Source organism: Streptomyces sp. NBC_00083 (assembly GCF_026343295.1).
GTDB lineage: Bacteria > Actinomycetota > Actinomycetes > Streptomycetales > Streptomycetaceae > Streptomyces.
Map to the genome: position 1 here is coordinate 1,290,716 of NZ_JAPELY010000001.1, position 18,780 is coordinate 1,309,495.

Sequence of the window (18,780 nt, forward strand, 5' to 3'; positions counted from 1 at the left end):
AAGGTCGCCCGCCATCTGACCTTCCGTCAGAATGGAACGTGTTCTACTCTGACGCCGTTCCGGTCCGGCCGACGGGTGAGGGCGTACATGGGCATCGCGATCACACAAGAACAGCGGGAGCTCGCCGCCGCGGTACGCGGCCGGCTCGCGCGGACCGTGCCGGTGGACGAGGTGCGCAAACTCCTCGACGCCCCCGGACCGACGGGCTCCCGGCCGCCGTACTGGGACGCGCTCGTCGAGCAGGGGCTGCTCGGCATCCACCTCGGTGCGGAGTTCGGCGGGGGCGGGCTGCCCGAGCTCGCCGTCGTTCTGGAGGAGGCCGGCCGCGCGCTGCTGCCCGGACCGTATCTGTCCACGGTGCTCGCCGCGGAGCTGCTCCGCAGGGCGGGAGTCCACGACGACCTCGTCGCCGACCTCGCCGAAGGGCGCAGGACCGCCGCCGTGGCACTCGGCACGGGCACCCTCACCGCCGGCGCGCGCGACGGAGCCCGGCTCCTCGACGGCGCGGCCCCGCCCGTACTCGCCGCCGCCCAGGCCGAGTTGGTGATCCTCGCCGCCTCGCAGGGAGACCGTACGGTGTGGCTCGCCGTGGACGCCGACGCCCTGCGGATCACCGCGCACCGCGGCGCCGACCCCACCCGCCCCACCGCCGACGTCGTGGCCGACCGCGTCGTGGTCCCGGCCGGCCGCGTCCTCGACGTGGACGCCGACCTGGTCCACGACCTCGCCGCCCTGCTGTTCTCGGCCGAGGCCTGCGGCACCGCCGCCCGCGCCCTGGAGACCGCCGCCTCCTACGCCAAGGTGCGCGAGCAGTTCGGCCGGCCCATCGGGCGGTTCCAGGCCGTCAAACACCTCTGCGCCGACATGCTCGTACGCCTCGAACAGGCCCGCGCCCTGGTGTGGGACGCGGCCCGCGCCATGGACGAGCCCCCCGAGGTGCGCGGCCTCGCCGCCTCGCTCGCCGCGGCCACCGCGCTCGACGCCGCGTTCACCTGCGCCAAGGACTGCGTGCAGATCCTCGGCGGCATCGGCTTCACCTGGGAGCACGACGCCCATCTGTATCTGCGCCGCGCCCTCGTCGCCCGCCAGCTGCTCGGCGCGGGCGACACCCACCGGCTGCGGGCCGTCCGCCTCGCCGCCGCCGGCGCCCGCAGGGAGCTGCGCCTCCAACTGCCGTCCGAGGCGGAGAACTTCCGCCCGGCGGCGCGCGCGGCGGCCGAAGCGGTACGGGGCCTCGACCCCGGCGCCGCCCGCCGCGCCCTCGCCCCCACCGGCTACGCCGCCCCGCACCTGCCCGCGCCGTACGGTCTCGGCGCCGGACCGGTCCAACAGCTCGTCATACAGGAGGAGTTGAGGCGCGCCGGGGTCAAGGTGAGCGACCTCGGCATCGCGACCTGGGTGGTGCCCTCGCTCCTCGCGTACGGCACCGGCCCCCAGCAGGACCGCTTCCTGGCCCCCACCCTGCGCGGCGAACTCCTGTGGTGCCAGCTCTTCTCCGAACCCGGCGCCGGCTCCGACCTCGCCTCGCTGCGCACCAAGGCCGAGCGCACCCCCGACGGCGGCTGGCGCGTCACCGGACAGAAGGTGTGGACGAGCGCCGCGCAATGGGCCGACTACGGCATCCTGCTCGCCCGCACCGACCCGGACGCCCCCAAGCACCAGGGGCTCACCTACTTCCTCGTCGACATGAAGCGCGCCGAGGGCGTCGACATCCGCCCCCTGAAGGAGATCACCGGCGACTCCCTCTTCAACGAGGTCTACTTCGACGGGGCGCTGCTCCCCGCCGACGCCGTCGTCGGCGAGGTGAACGGCGGCTGGCGGGTCGCCCGCAACACCCTGGGCAACGAACGGGTCCACATGGCCGACCAGGTCGCCTTCGACACCGGCCTCGAAGCGCTGATCGGCCGCGCCGCGGGGCTCGACGGGGCGTGCCGGGCGCGGATCGGCGCGCTCGCCGCGGAGGCGCACGCGCTGGCCTGCATCGGACTCCGCACCACCATGCAGCAGGTGTCGGGCCTGGAACCCGGCGCCGGTGCCAGCCTGCGCAAGCTCATCCAGACCCCGCACCAGCAGAAGGTCGCCGAACTCGCCCTCGAACTCCTCGGCCCCGAGGGCGCGTCCGCCGAGGGAGCGGGCGAGCGGGCCGTGCACGGCTTCCTCATGGCGCGCTGCCTGACCATCGCGGGCGGCACCACCCAGGTCCAGCTCAACGTCGTCGCCGAGCGCATCCTCGGCCTGCCCCGAGACTGACTCCCCCGAGACTGACTTCCCCCGAGACTGAAGGGTCCCGTTGTCGTGAAGAGTGCGATGAAGAGCTACATCGTCGGTGTCGGCATGACCAGGTTCGAGAAGCCGGAATCCCGCGACTGGCAGTACTGGGACATGGCGAAGGAGGCGGGCGGCGCGGCGCTCGCGGACGCGGGCATCGGCTACGACCAGGTGGAGCAGGTCCCCGTCGGCTACTGCTTCCAGGCGTCCACCGCCGGTCAACGCGCCGTCTACGAAATGGGGTTGACCGGCATTCCGGTCTACAACGTCAACAACAACTGCGCGACCGGGTCGAGCGCGCTGATGATGGCGCGGCAGTTCGTGGAGGGTGGCGCGAGCGACTGCGTCCTCGCGCTCGGCTTCGAGAAGATGAAGCGGGGCGCGCTCGGCGGCGGATCGGACGGCGGCGACTTCGCGACGTCGCCGGTGGCCCGGCACTACGGCGTCATGGCGGCGCGCCACGGCTTCGAGATGACGCCGCCCACCGCGCAGATCTTCGGCAACGCGGCGCGCGAACACATGGAGCGGTACGGGACGACGGCGGCGCAGCTCGCCGCGGTCGGCGCCAAGAACCACCGGCACTCGGTGAACAACCCCAACGCGCAGTTCCAGGAGCCCTATTCGGTGGAGGAGATCCTCGCGGCGAGGACCATCCACCGGCCGCTGACCAAGCTCCAGTGCTCACCGACCTCGGACGGGGCCGCGGCGGCGGTCGTCGTCTCGGAGCGGTTCGTGGAGCGGCACGGCCTGGCGGACCAGGCGGTCGAGATCGCCGGCCAGTCGATGACCACCGACACCGAGGAGTCCTTCGCGTCGGGGAGCTGTATCGACGCGGTGGGGGCTCCGATGTCCCGCGAGGCCGGGCGGCAGGCGTTCGAGCGGGCGGGGCTCGGCATCGAGGACATCGATGTCGTCGAACTGCACGACTGCTTCTCGATCAACGAGCTGCTGACGTACGAGGCGCTCGGGATGTGCGCGCCGGGGGAGTCGGGCAAGCTCGTCGAATCCGGCGCGACGACGTACGGCGGGCGCTGGGTGGTCAACCCGTCCGGGGGCCTGATCTCCAAGGGCCACCCGCTGGGCGCGACGGGGCTCGCCCAGGCGGCGGAGCTGGTGTGGCAGCTGAGAGGCGAGGCGGGCCCGCGCCAGGTGCAGGGTGCGCGGGTGGGCCTCGCCCACAACATAGGCCTGGGCGGCGCGGCGGTGGTGACGCTGCTGCGCCGCTGAGTTCCCCTCGGTCCATGCCGCCCGGCACCAGTCCCGCTCAGGGGCGCGGGGAACTGCGCGAGAAGCGACCACGGTCCGCAGAGACTTCCCCCCCCCGGAGGGTTCAGGGAAGGGGCGGGGCGGGGCCATCTCCGGGGCCTGGGGCCTGCCCCAGTGACCCCGGGCGGCCCTCGGCTGCGGACCGTGCGTGGCTGGTCGTGCCCCCGCGGTGGAGCCGCGCGATGGGTACAGCCCCGCGCCCCTGATAGGGCACCCGGCATGCCAAGCCGGTCGCGCCCTCGCGGTGGAGCCGCGCGATGGGTACAGCCCCGCGCCCCTGGTGGGGCACCCGGCACCCGCCGGCCGTGCCCCCGCGTGGGGAAAGGGCGGGTAATGGGTGGGCCCCGCGTGCGACCATGACCCGCATGGCCTACGCGTCCGCAGACACCCATATATCCACCCCCACCGGAACCCCCCGCACCTGGCCCGTCGTGCTGGCCGCCTGTGCGGGGCAGTTTCTTGTCGTGCTCGACGTGTCCGTCGTCAACGTCGCCCTCCCCTCCATGCGGACCGGCCTCGGCATGAGCGCGGGCGGGCTGCAGTGGGTGGTCAACGCGTACGCCATCGCCTTCGCCGGGTTCATGCTGCTCGGCGGGCGCGCGGGGGACCTCTACGGGCGCAAGCGGATGTTCCTCGTGGGGCTCGGCCTGTTCACCGCGGCCAGTCTCGGCGGCGGCCTCGCCCAGGAGGGCTGGCAACTGCTCGCCGCGCGGGCCGCGCAGGGGCTCGGGGCCGCCGTCCTCGCGCCGGCCACCCTCACCATCCTGACCGCCGCCGTCCCGGAGGGCGCCGCCCGCACCCGGGCGATCGGCACCTGGGCGGCGGTCGGCGCGGGCGGCGGCGCCGCGGGCGGACTCGTCGGCGGGGCGCTCACCGACGCCCTGTCGTGGCGCTGGGTCCTGCTCATCAACGTGCCGGTCGGCGCGCTCGTGCTGCTCGGCGCCGCGCTGTGGATCACCGAGTCGCGGGCCGACGGGCGCGTCCGCCTCGACCTGCCCGGCGCCGTCCTCGTCACGGCCGGGCTCGCGACGCTCTCGTACGGCATCGTGCAGACGGAGGCGTCGGGCTGGGCCGCCCCCGCGACGCTGGTCCCGCTGCTCGGCGGCCTCGCCCTGCTGCTCGGCTTCCTCGTCGTCGAGGCCAGGACCGCCGCGCCCCTCATGCCGCTGCGGCTCTTCCGTCTGCGGGGCGTCTCCGCTGCCAACGCCGTCATGTTCGTGTGCGGCTCCGCGATGTTCTGCACGTGGTTCTTCATGACCCTGTACGCGCAGAACGTGCTCGGCTACACCCCGCTCGGCGCCGGCCTCGCGCTCATCCCCAGCTCCCTCAGCGTCGTCGTGGGCTCGAAGCTCGCGCCCCGGATCATACCGAGGACCGGCGCGCGGAACCTGACGGTGCTCGGCATGCTGGTGACCGCGGCCGGGTTCGGCTGGCAGTCCACGATGCGCGCCGACGATCCGTACTGGCTGGCGGTCCTGGTGCCCGGCGTCCTCATGATGACCGGCGCGGGACTCGCCACAACTCCCCTTGCCGCGCTGGCCACTTCGGGTGCGGCGCCGGGTGAGGCCGGGCTCGTCTCCGGCCTGATCAACACCTCCAGGACGATGGGCGGGGCGCTGGGCCTCGCCGTCCTGTCCACGGTCGCGGCGTCCAGGACCGGACTGGTCCAGAGCGCCGAGAGCCTCACCGCCGGATACGCCCTCGCGTTCCGCGTCGGCGGATTCGTGCTGCTCGGCAGTGTGCTGCTCGCGCTGGTGTGGCTGCCCCGGGCGGCGCGCCCGGCCGTCCGCGGCTGAGACCGGGGCCGGGCGCGGGCCTCGCGGCCGGCGCGGTCCGCTACAGCCAGCCCTGCTGGCGGGCGGAGCGTACCGCCTCCATGCGGTTGCGGGTGTTGGTCTTGCCGATGGCGGACGACAGGTAGTTGCGGACCGTCGACTCCGACAGGTGCAGCTTGCCCGCGATGTCGGAGACCGTCGCCCCGTCCACCGACGCGTTCAGGACGTCGCGCTCCCGCGCGGTCAGCGGGCTCGGGCCCGCGCTGAGGGCGGCCGCCGCGAGCGCCGGGTCGATGACGGTCTCGCCGCGCAGCACCCGCCGGATCGCCTCGGCGAGGTCCTCGACCGGCCCGTCCTTCACGAGGAACCCGGCCGCGCCCGCCTCCATCGCGCGGCGCAGATAGCCGGGCCTGCCGAACGTGGTGAGGATCAGGACCCGGCAGTCCGGCACCTCCTCGCGCAGCTCGGCCGCCGCGTCGAGGCCGCTCTTGCCGGGCAGTTCGATGTCGAGCAGGGCCACGTCGGGCCGCGCCACGAGCGCCTCCGGGACGATCTTGTCGCCGGCCGAGACCTGCGCGACCACCTCCATGTCCTCCTCGAGCCCGAGCAGCAGCGCGAGCGCGCCGCGCATCATGCCCTGGTCCTCGGCGAGGAGAACGCGCACGGATTTGGCGGGTCGGTGGTCCTGGGGCATCTCGTCCATGGGGTCAGGCTACGGCCAGACAGCCCCGTGCCCGCGATGAGTTCTGTCGCGCCGCTCGGTCTGCCTCGTTGTACGGAGTCCGGATCCACCGCCGTACGGATCGACCGCACCCGAGGAGATCACCATGACCGCCCCCTACACCTTCGACGTCTTCTCCAGCCTCGACGGCTTCGGCGGCGTGACCGACCCCGGCTGGGGAGGCTACTGGGGCAAGCAGGGCCCCGAACTGCTCGACCACCGTCTCGCCCTGTACGGCGAGGAGCAGCGGATGGTCTTCGGCGCCACCACCTACCGGGAGTTCGCGCGGATGCTGGCGGAGAGCACCGAGGAGTCCGGGGTGCGCGACCCCTGGGTGAGCCGGATGCACACCATGCCGGCGACGGTGGTGTCGAGCACCCTGCGCGCGCCGCTCGACTGGCCCGACGCGACCGTGGTGGGCGGCGACGCCGTCGAGGCGGTCGCCCGGCTCAAGGAGGAGTCCCCGGTGCCGTTGCGCTCCCACGGCAGCCTGTCGCTGAACCGGGCGCTGATGGCGGCCGGCCTGGTCGACCGGGTCCAGGTGACGCTCTTCCCGGTGATCACCGGCCGGACCGGAGACGCCCCGGTCTTCCGCGGCGCCGACGACTTCGACCTCGAACTGCTGGAGAGCCGCACGCTGGACGGCCGCGTCCAGGAGCTGGTCTACCGGCCCGTGCTGCACCGCTGAGGCACGGGCGGGATCCGGGCGGACGTCAGGAGCGGCCGGGCGCCGTGCTCAGTTCGGCGTCCAGGGCCGTGTCCCCGGGGTCGACCGGGAGCTCGGCGCCGACCTGGAACCCGGCGCGGGGCGCGGGGCCCGCCGTCAGGGAGCCGCCGGCGGCGGCGAGGCGTTCGGTCAGGCCCTTCAGGCCGGTGCCGCCGATCCGCGGGGCCGGGGCGGGCGCGGCGGGGGCTCCCCTGCCGTTGTCGGTGACCGTCAGGGTGACCCGTTCGGGCGTGCCCTCGATGACGATCTCGCAGCGCGTCGCCGCGCTGTGGCGTACGACGTTGGTGACGGCCTCGCGGACCACCCAGCCGAGCAGCGCCTCGGCCTGCGCGGGCAGCGGCGGGCCCGACTGGCGCACCAGCGGCTCGACTTCGGCGGCGCTGAGGGCCGAGCGGGCCCGGTCGAGTTCGGTGGCGAGGCTGCCCTCGCGGTATCCGGTGACGGCCTCGCGGATCTCGGTGAGCGCCTGGCGGCCGACCGACTCGATGTCGGCGACCTGGCCGAGCGCCGCGTCCAGGTCGCGCGGCGCGATCCGGCGGGCCGCCTCGGACTTCACCACGATCACCGACAGGGTGTGGCCCAGCAGGTCGTGCAGATCGCGGGAGAAGCGCAGCCGCTCCTTCTCGACCGCGGTACGCGCCAACTCCTGGCGCGTTTCGCGCAGTTCGCGCACCGTCTCGGAGAGCGAGAGGAGCGCGGCGATGACCATGCCGGACAGGAACGTCCCGTACGCGATGGTCATGTTGTCCCACGGGTCGCCGGTCTTGATGCCGGAGATGACGCCGACCGAGCCGGCCAGCGTGATGATGACGACGCCCAGCCGCTTGTCGCGCAGGACCGCGCCGCAGGTCAGGGAGAGCAGCGGGAAGAAGAGGAGCCAGTTCCCGCCGTAGCCGAGGCCCAGGGCGTAGGTGACGGCGGCCAGCGAGCCGAGCAGGACCAGGGTGGTGCGCTCCTCGCGGCGCTGCTTGTCGAAGGCGCGGAAGGCGACCAGGGCGTACAGCACCGCGAAGGCGACGATGCCGAGGGCGCCGAGCACCGGCTGGGCCACGTTGCCCTTGGCCACGTCGATGACGGCGCCGGTGCCCATCAGGAGCCACGGCAGGAAGGTGTAGGCGTTGGCGGGCGGCCCGGGGAAGTCGTCGGCCCTCGCGCCCCGCGCGGGCAGCTTCGGCAGCAGTGATGGCATCGCGTTCTCCCCGTACTGACGGCTCATGAGTTCCACCCGGTCCCGGTGCCGGAGCTCACGCGGTCCGTGCGGACCGACGGTAGGAGACCACGGCGTACGCACCGAAGACCACCAGCCAGGCCGCCATCAGCGCGATGGTGGCCGCACCCGGGGCGTGGCCCTGCGAGGTGGCCCAGCCGAGGTCGGCGAAGCGGTGGGTCGGAGTGTACTCGGCGATCGTGCGCAGCCAGCGGGGGAAGGCGTCGACCGGGAACCACAGGCCGCCGAGGATCGCGAGGCCCATCAGGCAGGCCACGTTGACGACGCCGGTGGCCTGCGCGGAGAGCCGGTAGCCGTTGCCGAGGCCCAGCATCGTGAAGGGCAGCGCCCCGACCCACAGGAGCAGCGTGAGCGCGCCCCACTGCCAGGCGTCCAGGCGCACCCCGTTGATCAGGGCGCCGGAGAGGAACACGGCGAGGATGCCGGGCAGCACCGTCACGGAGCCACTGATGGCCCGCCCGGTCACCACCTTCGTCGGCGGGAGCGGGGCGATCCGCATCTGCCGCAGCCAGCCGATCGACTTGTCGGACGCGACCCCGGTGCCGACGCCGAGGGCCGCGCCCAGCGCGCCGTAGGCCGCCATGCCGATCATCGACTGGACCTTCCAGTCGTCGCCGTTGCCGGCGCCGCCGATGTTGGTGAAGAGCAGATACATCAGGACGGGCATCCCGATGCCGAAGATCACGAAGGAGGCGTCACGGAGCGTGCGCCGCATCTCCAGCTTGATGTACTCGACCATCAGACGGTCTCGCTTTCGCGTGCGGTGAGGGAGAGGAAGGCGTCTTCGAGGCTGGCGGGGGCCACTTCGAGACGGCGTACGGCGCCCATGGCGGCGAGCGCCACCACGGTGGCGTCCGAGTCGTCGGTGCGCAGCTTGGCGCGGTCGCCGTGGATCTCGACGGTGACCACGCCCGGGAGCAGCGACAGGCCGGCGCTCGGGGTGCCCGCGAGGTCGAAGGAGACCAGGCTGCCGCCGGCCGCCCGCTTGATCTGCTCGCCGGGCCCGTCGGCCACGATGCGGCCCTGGTCGATGACGACGATGCGGTCCGCGTTGTCGTCGGCCTCTTCGAGGTAGTGGGTGGAGAACATGACCGTGTTGCCGCGGTCGGCGTAGGTGCGCATCGACTCCCAGAACGCGCGGCGCGCCTCCACGTCCAGGGCGGCCGTCGGCTCGTCGAGCAGCAGCAGCTCGGGGTTGCCGGCCAGCGCCATCGCGAACCGGACCCGCTGGGTCTGGCCGCCGGAGAGCTTGTCGACCCGGCGGTCGGCGAAGTCGGTGAGCCCGGCGAGCGCCAGCGCCTCGGCGACCGGCATGGGCTTCGGGTACATGCTGCCGATGAAGAACACCAGCTCCCGCACGGTGACCCGGGGGATGGGGCTGCCCTCCTGGAGCATCGCGCCGACGAGCCCGTCCCGCACCGCGCGCTCCGGGCTCCGGCCGAAGATCCGCACCTCGCCGGCGTCGGGTTCGTTCAGGCCGAGCAGGAGGCTGATGGTGGTGGACTTGCCGGCCCCGTTGCGGCCGAGCAGGGCCACGGTCTCGCCGCGCCCGATGGACAGCTCGGCCCCGTTCACCGCCCGGACCGCCCCGTAGGACTTCACCACCCCGCTGAAGCGGACCGCGGTGGCGCTCTGTGTCGTCGTCTGCGTCATGCCCTGAACGCTACGGAGCGCCAGGGGGGTCGCCCCAGATGCGCTTGTACGGAGCTGGGCAGGACAAATGTCATGGGGTACCCCCGCCGAAAGGAGCACGGGGCGGCCCCGCCACGAGAGCTGACGAAGCGTCAGGAGTCTTCACAACGGCCGGGGCGTGCGCTATACCTGGGGGCCATCGGCCTAGAACGCGTTCTAGAACGGGTCCGGCAGCGAGCGGATCCCGCCCCGGAACGGGTCCTCGGTCCGGTCCAGTACGACCTCGGTGGGGCCGACGGTGCGGACGGCCGCACCGAGGTCTTCTTCCCGTGCCCGCACAACGCCCAAGGAGCAGCATCCTCATGCCCATTGATGCCGCGAAGGCGCTCGCCGCCGAGCCCCGGTCCACCACCATCACCTGGGACCACAAGGACATCCAGCTCTACCACCTGGGCCTCGGGGCGGGCGCGCCGGCGACCGACCCCGACGAACTGCGCTACACCCTGGAGTCCCGCCTGCACGTGCTGCCCTCCTTCGCGACCGTCGCGGGCGCGGGCATGGGCGTGGTCGGCGGGCTCTCCGCACCCGGCATCGAGGTCGACCTGGCGGCGGTGCTCCACGGCGGCCAGGCCATCACCCTGCACCGGCCGCTGCCGGTGCGCGGCGAAGCCACCTCGACCTCGAAGGTCGCCGCCGTCTACGACAAGGGCAAGGCCGCCATCCTGGTGCTGCGCACCGAGGCCGCCGACGCGGACGGCCCGCTGTGGACCAGCGACGCGCAGATCTTCGTCCGCGGCGAGGGCGGCTTCGGCGGCGACCGGGGACCCTCGGCCCGCGTCGAGCAGCCCGACCGCGCCCCGGACCACGTCGTCGAGCGCCCGGTCCGCGAGGAACAGGCCCTGCTCTACCGGCTGTCCGGCGACTGGAACCCGCTCCACGCCGACCCCGACTTCGCCAAGCTGGCCGGTTTCGAACGGCCCATCCTGCACGGCCTGTGCACCTACGGGATGACGCTCAAGGCCGTCGTGGACACCCTGCTCGGCGGCGATGTGACCCGGGTCCGCTCGTACGCCACCCGCTTCACCGGAGTCGTCTTCCCCGGCGAGACCCTGCGCGTGCGGATGTGGTCGGGCCCCGGCCGGGTCCAGGTGTCGGTCACGGCCGTCGAGCGGGACGACGCACCGGTCCTCTCCGACACGGTCGTCGAGCACAACTGAGCTTTGCTGTCCGGTACTTGTTCCGGTACGTGATGGGATCGAGGGGAGCACACCATGCGCGCAGCCGTACTGCACGAGATAGGCCAGGACAAGCTCGACGTGGTCGACGACATGGAGGCGACCGGCTTCGGGCCGGGCAAGGTCAGACTCCGCGTCCGCGCCACCGGCCTGTGCCACTCCGACCTCTCGGCGATGAGCGGCGTCCTGCCGCAGCCCGCGCCGTTCGTGCCCGGCCACGAGGGGGCCGGGGAGGTCATCGACGTCGGCGACGGCGTGACGAGCCTGAAGCAGGGCGACCGGGTCCTGATGTGCTGGCTGCCGGCCTGCGGGGCGTGCCCGTCCTGCAGGCGCGGCCAGACCCAGCTCTGTCTGGCCGGGTTCATGAACGCCGGCACCCCCAACTTCCAGCGGGCCGGCGGCGACGTGTTCGGGTTCGCGGGCACCGGCACCTTTGCCGAGGAGGTCGTGGTCGCGGCCGGCTGCGCCGTCCCGATCCCCGACGACGTGCCGTACGAGATCGCCGCGCTCATCGGCTGCGGCGTGACCACCGGGCTCGGCGCCGCCATCAACACCGCGAAGGTGGAGGCGGGTTCGTCGGTCGCCGTCATCGGGTGCGGAGGCGTCGGCATCTCCACCATCCAGGGCGCCCGGGTGCAGGGCGCCGCCCAGATCGTCGCCGTCGACCCGGTGGCGTCGCGGCGCGAGGCGGCGCTCCGGTTCGGCGCCACGGAGGCGGTCTCGCCCGCCGAGTTCGCCGACGCCAAGCAGCGGATCACCGCGGGCGAGGGCTTCGACTACGTCTTCGAGGTGGTGGGCCGCTCCGCCACCGCCCGCACCGCGTACGAGAACACCCGGCGCGGCGGCACCCTGTGCGTGGTCGGCGCCGGAGCCATGGACGACTACTTCCAGGTCAACATGTTCGAGCTGTTCTTCGACGAGAAGCGCATCCTGCCGTCCATGTACGGCGGCGGCGACGTGCTGCGCTCCTACGAGCGGGCCATCGCGCTGTGGCGGGCGGGCCGCATCGACCTGGAGGGCCTGATCACCCACCGGGTGCGGCTCGCCGGGATCAACGACGCGCTCGACCAGATGCGCAGCGGCGAGGCCCTGCGCACCTGCATCGAGATCTGACCCGCCCCGCCTCGCGGTCGACTTGCTCGACCCCGTCCGTCCACCCCGTGCGAGAGGATCCAACCGGCATGGCAGCACTGCCACTTGAAGGGCTTTCCGCGATCGTCACCGGCGCCGGGCGCGGCCTCGGCCGGGCCGAAGCGCTCGAACTGGCACGGCTCGGCGCGTCCGTCGTCGTCAACGACTTCGGGCAGCCCGGCCGCGACGGCTCGGGCCAGGCGTCGGCCGGGCCCGCCGAGGAGGTCGCCGCCGAGATCCGCGCCGCGGGCGGCCGGGCCACCGCCCACACCGGTGACGTGGCCGACCACCAACAGGCCGGCGAGCTGGTGCGGTTGGCGATCGACACGTACGGCAAACTCGACATCCTGGTCAACAACGCGGGCATCCTGCGGGACCGGATGATCTTCTCGATGAGCGAGGAGGAGTGGGACTCGGTGATCCATGTGCACCTCAAGGGGCACTTCAACACCACCCACTTCGCCGCCGCGCACTGGCGTGAGCGCTCCAAGGCGGCGGGCGGCCCGGTCTACGGCCGCATCGTCAACACCTCCTCGGAGGCCTTCCTCGCGGGCTCCGCGGGCCAGCCCAACTACGCGGCGGCCAAGGGCGGGATCGTCGGCCTCACCACCTCGACCGCGCTCGCGCTCGCCAAGTACGGGGTCACCGCCAACGCGATCTGCCCGCGCGCCCGCACCCGGATGACCGAGGACGTGTTCGCCGGGTTCCAGGAGCCGGGCCGGGGGCAGCTCGACCCGCTGGCGCCCGAGCACGTCTCACCCCTGGTGGGCTATCTGGCCTCGCCGGCCGCCGCCAAGGTCAACGGGCAGCTCCTGGTGGTGCACGGCGGCATGGTCGCGGTCATCGAACGGCCGCGGGTGGCGGCCACGTTCGACACCGCCAAGGAGGTCTTCTCGTACCAGGAACTCGACGAGCTGATCTCGCCCTACTACGCGGACCGGCCCGCGGGCGAGACCTTCGCGGCGGCCGAGGTCCTCGGGCTCAAGCACGGCTGAACGGGCCCGGCGGCGCCGAAGGCCCCCGGGGTGGTCCACCCCGGGGGCCTTCGGCGCTCTTCGCGGTCAGGCGGTGCTGCCCGCGTTCTCCTCGCGCCGGTGGCGTCCGTGGGGCTCCGTCACCGAATCCTCCGTCGGCGCCGCACCGCCCCGGTGCCGGCCCTCGTGGTCGTTCCCCGTCTCCAGCGGACGGGTGTCGGTCTGGTTGGACATGAGCTGTCGTCACCCCGTAGTCGTCTTCACGCGTGTCCCTCGTACTGGCCGCCGATTCTAACGATCTTCCGGGGCGGGCCTGCGGCCGGTCAGGGGCGCCTGCCCCAGCGGGACGGGCTTGGCCGCGGCGGGCTTGGCGGGCGCCGGGCGCGGCGCGGGCGGCGGGTCGGCGGGCGCCGGCATCCGGTGCACCGCGCACGGGTTCGCCTCGGTGACGTACGGCAGCTTCAGCGTCCCCTCCGGTGTCCACAGGCCCGCACCCGCCAGCCATCCTTCGGGCGCGGCCCGTTGATGGAGGTGGCGGCCGGCCGGGCGCCAGACACCCACCCAGGTGCCGGCCGCCGCGTCGATGCGCAGGGCCACCGCACACGACTCCGGCATCAGGACCTGGCCCGGCTGCACGGCGAACGGTGTGATCGCCGCGTCGGCCAGGCGCAGGCACTCCGGGAAGCGGACCGGGAGCGCGGAGCCGAGCACCCCCCAGCCGAGCCGGTCGTGGCCCGGGGCGTTCGAGCGGATCAGGATGAGCCCGCTGTCGGCGTCGGCGAGCAGCAGCCGGTCGTCGCTGTCCTCGGTGATCTGGAGCAGCTCGGTCACCTCGGCGCCGCGCTCCAGGTCGACGGCGACCGCCTTGGTGCGGCCGTCCAGCTCCCGGTCGAGGGCGAGCATCCGGCCGGTGCGGTCGAGCCAGACCCCGCCCGAGCAGTACCCCTCGATCCGGGCGACCAGCTCGGGGCCGAACGCGCCGCCCGCCACCAGCCACAGCGCCGTGCTGTCCCGGCCCGCCGCGATGGCGTACGCGCAGCTGCCGTCGGGGGACGGCGGGAGCAGCGTGAGCTCGTCCTGCCCGGCGTCGACCGCGCCGAGCGGCAGCTCGCCGGTGGCGGGGCCGGTCGGATAGAGCAGGGCGAAGGAGTGCCGGTCGGCGATCCTGCGGTGGATCAGCACCCTGCCGTCCGCCAGGGGCAGCACCCCGGTGCCGGGCTCCTCCGGCTGGTTGCCGGGGAGCGGCACCGCGTACGGCTCGGGGCCGTCGAGCGTCCAGCGCTCGGGGAACCAGGCCGCGCTGCCGCCCTCGTCGCGCACCAGCCTCGCGGCGTACGCACCGTCCGCCGTGATGGCGAATCCCGTACTCCTGACCGCGCCGCCCTCGGCGGCGGTCTCGATGGCCAAAGCCGTCATCAGATGGGTCACCTCCGGCCACCGAAGCTAGTTTTCGCTGCTCCGGCCGGACAACACGAGCCCCCGCGCTTCACACCAATGGGTGGCGGTCCCGGGATTCGCCCGCGGGAGGCGAGACGGATGTGCAGGAACGATTTGTGTGAGGCAGGGCGGACCCGGACCCGCCCGGCCGCACCGGTTCGGCCGCCGGCCCGACGGACCCTGCGGAACCGGCGGAAGGGGGCCGAGGGCGTCCGGGGGCGCCTGACGGCGGACCCGGGCGCCCCGGGGAAGGCCCGCCGCCCGCGACCGGCGGGAAGGCCGTGAAGAAGTAGCCACCGGCGGCCGACCGGCCGGGCGCGGAGCGCGGGTAACCTGTCTGCGTGCCCCGTCTGTCTGAAGTCATCGCCGCGCTCGACGCCCTCTGGCCGCCCGAGCGGGCCGAGGGGTGGGACGCCGTCGGCACCGTCTGCGGCGACCCCGACGCCGAGGTGCGCCGGGTCCTGTTCGCCGTCGACCCCGTCCAGGACATCGTGGACGAGGCCGTCACGCTCGGCGCCGACCTGGTCGTCACCCACCACCCGCTCTATCTGCGCGGCACCACCACGGTCGCCGCCGGCCACTTCAAGGGCCGCGTGGTGCACACCCTGATCAAGCACGACATCGCCCTGCACGTCGCGCACACCAACGCCGACACCGCCGACCCCGGCGTCAGCGACGCCCTGGCCGGCGCCCTCGACCTCCGCGTCACCGGCCCCCTCGTACCCGACCCCACCGACCCGGCCGGCCGCCGCGGCCTCGGCCGGGTCTGCGCGGTGGAGCCCCCGACGACGCTCGGCGCGTTCGCCGCCCGCGCCGCCGCCCGGCTCCCCGCCACCTCGCAGGGCATCCGCGTCGCCGGCGACCTCGACGCTCCGGTGCGGACCGTCGCGGTCAGCGGCGGCTCCGGCGACAGCCTCTTCGACGCCGTACGCGCCTCGGGAGCCGACGCCTTCCTCACCGCCGACCTGCGCCACCACCCGGTCTCCGAAGCCACCCAGCACTCTCCGCTCGGCCTGGTCGACGCCGCGCACTGGGCCACCGAGTGGCCCTGGTGCGAGCAGGCAGCCGCCCAGCTCGACGAGATCTCCGACCGTCACGGCTGGGACCTCAGGGTCCACGTCTCGAAGACGGTCACCGACCCCTGGTCGGCCCACCACACCTCCCCTTCTATTGATGGAGCCCCCAACTGAACGCCGCGCCCGCCGACCAGATCCGCCTCCTCGACGTACAGGCGCTGGACGTCCGCCTGTCGCAGCTCGCGCACAAGCGCACCTCGCTGCCCGAGCACGCCGAGATCGACTCGCTCACCAAGGACCTCACCCAGCTGCGCGACCTCCTCGTCGCCTCGCAGACCGAGGAGAGCGACACCGCCCGCGAGCAGACCAAGGCCGAGCAGGACGTGGACCAGGTGCGCCAGCGCGCCGTCCGTGACCAGCAGCGCCTCGACTCCGGCGCGGTCTCCTCGCCGAAGGACCTGGAGAGCCTCCAGCGCGAGATCGTCTCGCTCGCCAAGCGCCAGGGCGACCTCGAAGACGTCGTCCTCGAAGTCATGGAGCGCCGCGAGGCCGCCCAGGAGCGGGCCGCCGAGCTGACCGAGCGGGTCGCCTCGGTGCAGACCAAGACCGACGACGCCACCACGCGCCGCGACGCCGCGCTCGCCGGGCTCGACGCCGAGATCGCCTCGGTGACCAAGGAGCGCGAGATCGTCGCCGGTTCCGTCCCGGCCGACCTCCTCAAGCTCTACGACAAGCTGCGCGCCCAGCAGGGCGGCGTCGGCGCGGCCCGCCTCTACCAGCGCCGCTGCGAGGGCTGCCGCCTGGAGCTCAACATCACCGAGGTCAACGAGGTGAAGGCCGCCGCTCCCGACGCGGTCCTGCGCTGCGAGAACTGCCGCCGCATCCTGGTGCGCACCTCGGAATCGGGTCTGTAAGTGCCGGACGCGGTGCGGCAGTTCGTCGTCGAGGCCGACGGCGGCTCCCGGGGCAACCCGGGTCCCGCCGGCTACGGCGCGGTCGTCCTCGACCCGGCGACCGGCGAGACCCTCGCCGAGGCCGCCGAGTTCATCGGCGTCGCCACGAACAACGTCGCCGAGTACAAGGGGCTCATCGCCGGCCTGCGCGCCGCGCGCGAGCTCGACCCGGCGGCGCGGGTGCGGGTCCGCATGGACTCCAAGCTCGTCGTCGAGCAGATGTCGGGCCGCTGGAAGATCAAGCACCCGGACATGAAGCCGCTCGCCGCCGAGGCCGGGCGGGTCCTGCCGCCCTCACAGGTGTCGTACGAGTGGATCCCGCGCGAGCGCAACAAGCACGCCGACCGGCTCGCCAACGAGGCGATGGACGCGGGCAAGCGCGGCCGGCCCTGGGAGCCCTCGGCCTCCACGGCCGAGCTCTCCGTCGCGGCGGACCGGGGTGCGGCGCGGGTGGTCGGCGACCAGGCCGCGGGCGCGGCACGGGCCCGCGCCGCGCTGGCGGGGGCGGCCTCGGGTGCGGCGGTTTCGGAGGGGGCGGCCTCGGAAGGGGCGGCAGGTTCGCCGGGGGCGGCGGGTGCCGGTGCCGCCGCCGGTGCGACCGCTGTCGACGCCCTGGCGTCAACTCCCGTACCGAACAAGGCGGTTGGGGCCACATCCGCGACCGTCGGCTGGGGAGCCTCCGCCGATCTGGGCGCGCCCGCCACGTTCGTTCTGCTGCGGCACGGCGAGACGGCGCTCACGCCGGCCAAGCGGTTCTCCGGCAGCGGCGGGACCGACCCCGAGCTGTCGGCCGTCGGGCGCGGCCAGGCCGAGCGGGCCGCCGCGGCCTTCGCCGAGCGGGGCACCATCGAGGTCATCGTCTCGTCCCCGCTGCGGCGGTGCCGGGAGACCGCGGCCGTGGTCGCGGCCCGCCTCGGGCTCGACGTGCACATCGAAGAGGGTCTGCGCGAGACGGACTTCGGGGCGTGGGAGGGGCTCACCTTCGCGGAGGTGCGGGAGCGTCACCCGGACGACCTCGACGCCTGGCTCGCCTCCGCGAAGGCCGCTCCGACGGGCGGCGGCGAGAGCTTCGCCGCGGTGGCGCGGCGGGTCGCCGCGGCCCGGGACCGGCTGATCGCCGCGCACCCCCGGCGCACGGTGCTCGCGGTGACCCATGTGACCCCGATCAAGACCCTGGTCAGGCTGGCCCTGGGGGCACCGCCGGAGTCCCTGTTCCGGATGGAGCTCTCGGCGGCCTCGATCTCGGCGGTGGCGTACTACGGGGACGGCAACGCGTCGGTCCGGCTGCTGAACGACACGGGGCACCTGCGGTGAGCCGGGGGGCTTCGGGGTGACCCGGGGTGCCCCGGACGCCCAGGGTGCGAGGGGGCGTCCGCTGCCTCGGGTGCATAGGGGCGCCCTGGGTGCGAGGGGGCGTCCGGTGCCTCGGGGTGCTCAGGGGCGCGCTGGGTGCGAGGGGGCTCCGGGTGGGGCGTCGGGTGCAGGTCGTGTGGGGCTGGTCGCGCAGTTCCCCGCGCCCCTGAAAGCTGCGTCGCCGCAGGCCGCGTGTATGGGGGCCGGCGGCGGTACCTGAGGAGCTGCGTCAGTGAGGGCTGCGCTTCTGTGGGTGGCGGTACCTGAGGAGCTGCGTCAGTGAGATCAGTGAGGGCTGCGCTTCTGTGGGTGGCGGTACCTGAGGAGCTGCGTCAGTGAAGGCCGTGCTCCTGTGGGGGGCGGCGCCCGGCACCTGAAGGCGGCGGCCCCCTGAAAGTCGCGCCCTACGATCGGCGCAGTGCGGCCGCCTCGCGGGCCAGGGTCTCCACGCGGGGCCAGTCGCGGGCGGCGAGCGCGTCCGGCGGCAGCATCCACGTGCCGCCCACGCAGCCCACGTTGGGCAGGGCCAGATACGCGGGTGCCGAGGCGAGCGAGATGCCGCCGGTCGGGCAGAAACGCGCCTGCGGGAGCGGACCCGCGAGCGACTTCAGATAGGCCGTGCCGCCCGCGGCCTCCGCCGGGAAGAACTTCATCTCGCGTACGCCCTGCTCCAGCAGTGCCACGACCTCCGACGTCGTCGAGACCCCGGGCAGGAACGGCAGCCCCGACTCCTGCATCGCGTGCAGCAGGGCCGGCGTCCACCCCGGACTCACCAGGAAGCGGGCCCCGGCGCCCACCGCCTCGGCGACCGTGCCCGGCGACGTCACCGTGCCCGCCCCGACCACGGCGTCCGGCACCTCGGCGGCGATGGCGCGGATCGCGGCGGGGGCCGCAGCGGTGCGCAGCGTCACCTCGATCGCCGGGAGGCCGCCCGCCACCAGCGCCCTCGCGAGCGGCACGGCATCGGCGGCGTCGTCGATGACCACCACGGGGACGACGGGCGCGAGATCCAGGACGGAGGCGGGGGAGGCAGGGCTGGCCGAGGGCGCGGCGGGGGGCGTCAT

General features: G+C 73.8%; 18 protein-coding genes. 10 read left to right on the forward strand and 8 right to left on the reverse strand.

What is annotated here, in order from left to right; genetic code table 11:
- Window positions 1-87: 87 nt before the first annotated feature.
- The 3 genes from OOJ98_RS05570 (at window position 88) to OOJ98_RS05580 (ending at window position 5,330) form a co-directional block, all read left to right on the forward strand.
- Window positions 88-2,250 (forward strand): acyl-CoA dehydrogenase, encoded by a 2,163-nt coding sequence (locus OOJ98_RS05570; RefSeq protein ID WP_267053484.1) that lies wholly within the window; start codon window positions 88-90, stop codon window positions 2,248-2,250.
- A 57-nt stretch (window positions 2,251-2,307) separates the two neighbouring features.
- Window positions 2,308-3,495, forward strand: coding sequence for a lipid-transfer protein (locus OOJ98_RS05575; protein ID WP_267055530.1), 1,188 nt, complete (start codon window positions 2,308-2,310; stop codon window positions 3,493-3,495).
- Between the two features lie 404 nt (window positions 3,496-3,899).
- Window positions 3,900-5,330, forward strand: coding sequence for an MFS transporter (locus tag OOJ98_RS05580; protein ID WP_267053485.1), 1,431 nt, complete (start codon window positions 3,900-3,902; stop codon window positions 5,328-5,330).
- Window positions 5,331-5,370: 40 nt separating this feature from the next.
- Here OOJ98_RS05580 and OOJ98_RS05585 read toward each other — a convergent pair whose 3' ends face one another.
- Window positions 5,371-6,012, reverse strand: coding sequence for a response regulator transcription factor (locus OOJ98_RS05585; protein ID WP_267053486.1), 642 nt, complete (start codon window positions 6,010-6,012; stop codon window positions 5,371-5,373).
- 124 nt (window positions 6,013-6,136) lie between these two features.
- Here OOJ98_RS05585 and OOJ98_RS05590 point away from each other — a divergent pair, with 124 nt between their 5' ends.
- A complete protein-coding gene (locus OOJ98_RS05590) occupies window positions 6,137-6,718 on the forward strand; it encodes a dihydrofolate reductase family protein (protein WP_267053487.1) in 582 nt (193 codons plus the stop codon).
- Between the two features lie 25 nt (window positions 6,719-6,743).
- Here the strand turns inward: OOJ98_RS05590 and OOJ98_RS05595 are convergent, their stop codons facing one another.
- The 4 genes from OOJ98_RS05595 to OOJ98_RS05610 all read right to left on the reverse strand — a co-directional run bounded on the left by OOJ98_RS05595 (window position 6,744) and on the right by OOJ98_RS05610 (window position 9,965).
- Complete coding sequence (locus OOJ98_RS05595) at window positions 6,744-7,946, reverse strand: sensor histidine kinase (protein WP_267055531.1); 1,203 nt, start codon at window positions 7,944-7,946, stop codon at window positions 6,744-6,746.
- Window positions 7,947-8,001: 55 nt separating this feature from the next.
- Window positions 8,002-8,724: an ABC transporter permease gene (locus OOJ98_RS05600; protein WP_267053488.1), complete on the reverse strand. Its 723-nt coding sequence runs from the start codon at window positions 8,722-8,724 to the stop codon at window positions 8,002-8,004.
- The gene (locus OOJ98_RS05605; protein ID WP_267053489.1) at window positions 8,724-9,638 is read right to left on the reverse strand and encodes an ABC transporter ATP-binding protein; all 915 of its coding nucleotides are present in this window, start codon (window positions 9,636-9,638) and stop codon (window positions 8,724-8,726) included. Before OOJ98_RS05605 ends, OOJ98_RS05600 begins: the two co-directional genes overlap by 1 nt.
- Before the next feature lie 195 nt (window positions 9,639-9,833).
- Entirely contained in the window at window positions 9,834-9,965 is a 132-nt protein-coding gene (locus OOJ98_RS05610; protein WP_267053490.1) for a hypothetical protein, read from the reverse strand.
- Between the two features lie 14 nt (window positions 9,966-9,979).
- On the opposite strand from OOJ98_RS05610, the gene OOJ98_RS05615 reads away from it, so the two are divergent.
- The 3 genes from OOJ98_RS05615 to OOJ98_RS05625 all read left to right on the forward strand — a co-directional run bounded on the left by OOJ98_RS05615 (window position 9,980) and on the right by OOJ98_RS05625 (window position 12,978).
- Window positions 9,980-10,834 (forward strand): MaoC/PaaZ C-terminal domain-containing protein, encoded by an 855-nt coding sequence (locus OOJ98_RS05615; RefSeq protein ID WP_267053491.1) that lies wholly within the window; start codon window positions 9,980-9,982, stop codon window positions 10,832-10,834.
- A gap of 54 nt (window positions 10,835-10,888) precedes the next feature.
- Window positions 10,889-11,965: a Zn-dependent alcohol dehydrogenase gene (locus tag OOJ98_RS05620; protein WP_267053492.1), complete on the forward strand. Its 1,077-nt coding sequence runs from the start codon at window positions 10,889-10,891 to the stop codon at window positions 11,963-11,965.
- 68 nt (window positions 11,966-12,033) lie between these two features.
- Entirely contained in the window at window positions 12,034-12,978 is a 945-nt protein-coding gene (locus tag OOJ98_RS05625) for a 3-oxoacyl-ACP reductase (protein ID WP_267053493.1), read from the forward strand.
- A gap of 66 nt (window positions 12,979-13,044) precedes the next feature.
- On the opposite strand, the gene OOJ98_RS05630 is transcribed toward OOJ98_RS05625, so the two are convergent.
- Together OOJ98_RS05630 and OOJ98_RS05635 are read right to left on the reverse strand one after the other, a co-directional pair.
- Window positions 13,045-13,191 carry a hypothetical protein gene (locus OOJ98_RS05630; protein WP_267053494.1) on the reverse strand — a complete coding sequence of 49 codons (147 nt, stop codon included), beginning with the start codon at window positions 13,189-13,191 and terminating at the stop codon, window positions 13,045-13,047.
- 57 nt (window positions 13,192-13,248) lie between these two features.
- Complete coding sequence (locus OOJ98_RS05635; protein WP_267053495.1) at window positions 13,249-14,373, reverse strand: hypothetical protein; 1,125 nt, start codon at window positions 14,371-14,373, stop codon at window positions 13,249-13,251.
- 362 nt (window positions 14,374-14,735) lie between these two features.
- On the opposite strand from OOJ98_RS05635, the gene OOJ98_RS05640 reads away from it, so the two are divergent.
- Genes OOJ98_RS05640 through OOJ98_RS05650 form a run of 3 tightly spaced genes read left to right on the forward strand, consistent with a single transcriptional unit; the run spans window position 14,736 to window position 17,677 of the window.
- Entirely contained in the window at window positions 14,736-15,584 is an 849-nt protein-coding gene (locus OOJ98_RS05640) for a Nif3-like dinuclear metal center hexameric protein (protein ID WP_267053496.1), read from the forward strand.
- Window positions 15,581-16,324 (forward strand): C4-type zinc ribbon domain-containing protein, encoded by a 744-nt coding sequence (locus tag OOJ98_RS05645; protein ID WP_323177906.1) that lies wholly within the window; start codon window positions 15,581-15,583, stop codon window positions 16,322-16,324. Before OOJ98_RS05640 ends, OOJ98_RS05645 begins: the two co-directional genes overlap by 4 nt.
- A gap of 12 nt (window positions 16,325-16,336) precedes the next feature.
- On the forward strand, window positions 16,337-17,677 hold the full coding sequence (locus OOJ98_RS05650; protein WP_267055532.1) for a bifunctional RNase H/acid phosphatase: 1,341 nt from the start codon (window positions 16,337-16,339) through the stop codon (window positions 17,675-17,677).
- A 443-nt stretch (window positions 17,678-18,120) separates the two neighbouring features.
- Here the strand turns inward: OOJ98_RS05650 and eda are convergent, their stop codons facing one another.
- The gene (gene eda, locus OOJ98_RS05655) at window positions 18,121-18,780 is read right to left on the reverse strand and encodes a bifunctional 4-hydroxy-2-oxoglutarate aldolase/2-dehydro-3-deoxy-phosphogluconate aldolase (RefSeq protein WP_267053498.1); all 660 of its coding nucleotides are present in this window, start codon (window positions 18,778-18,780) and stop codon (window positions 18,121-18,123) included.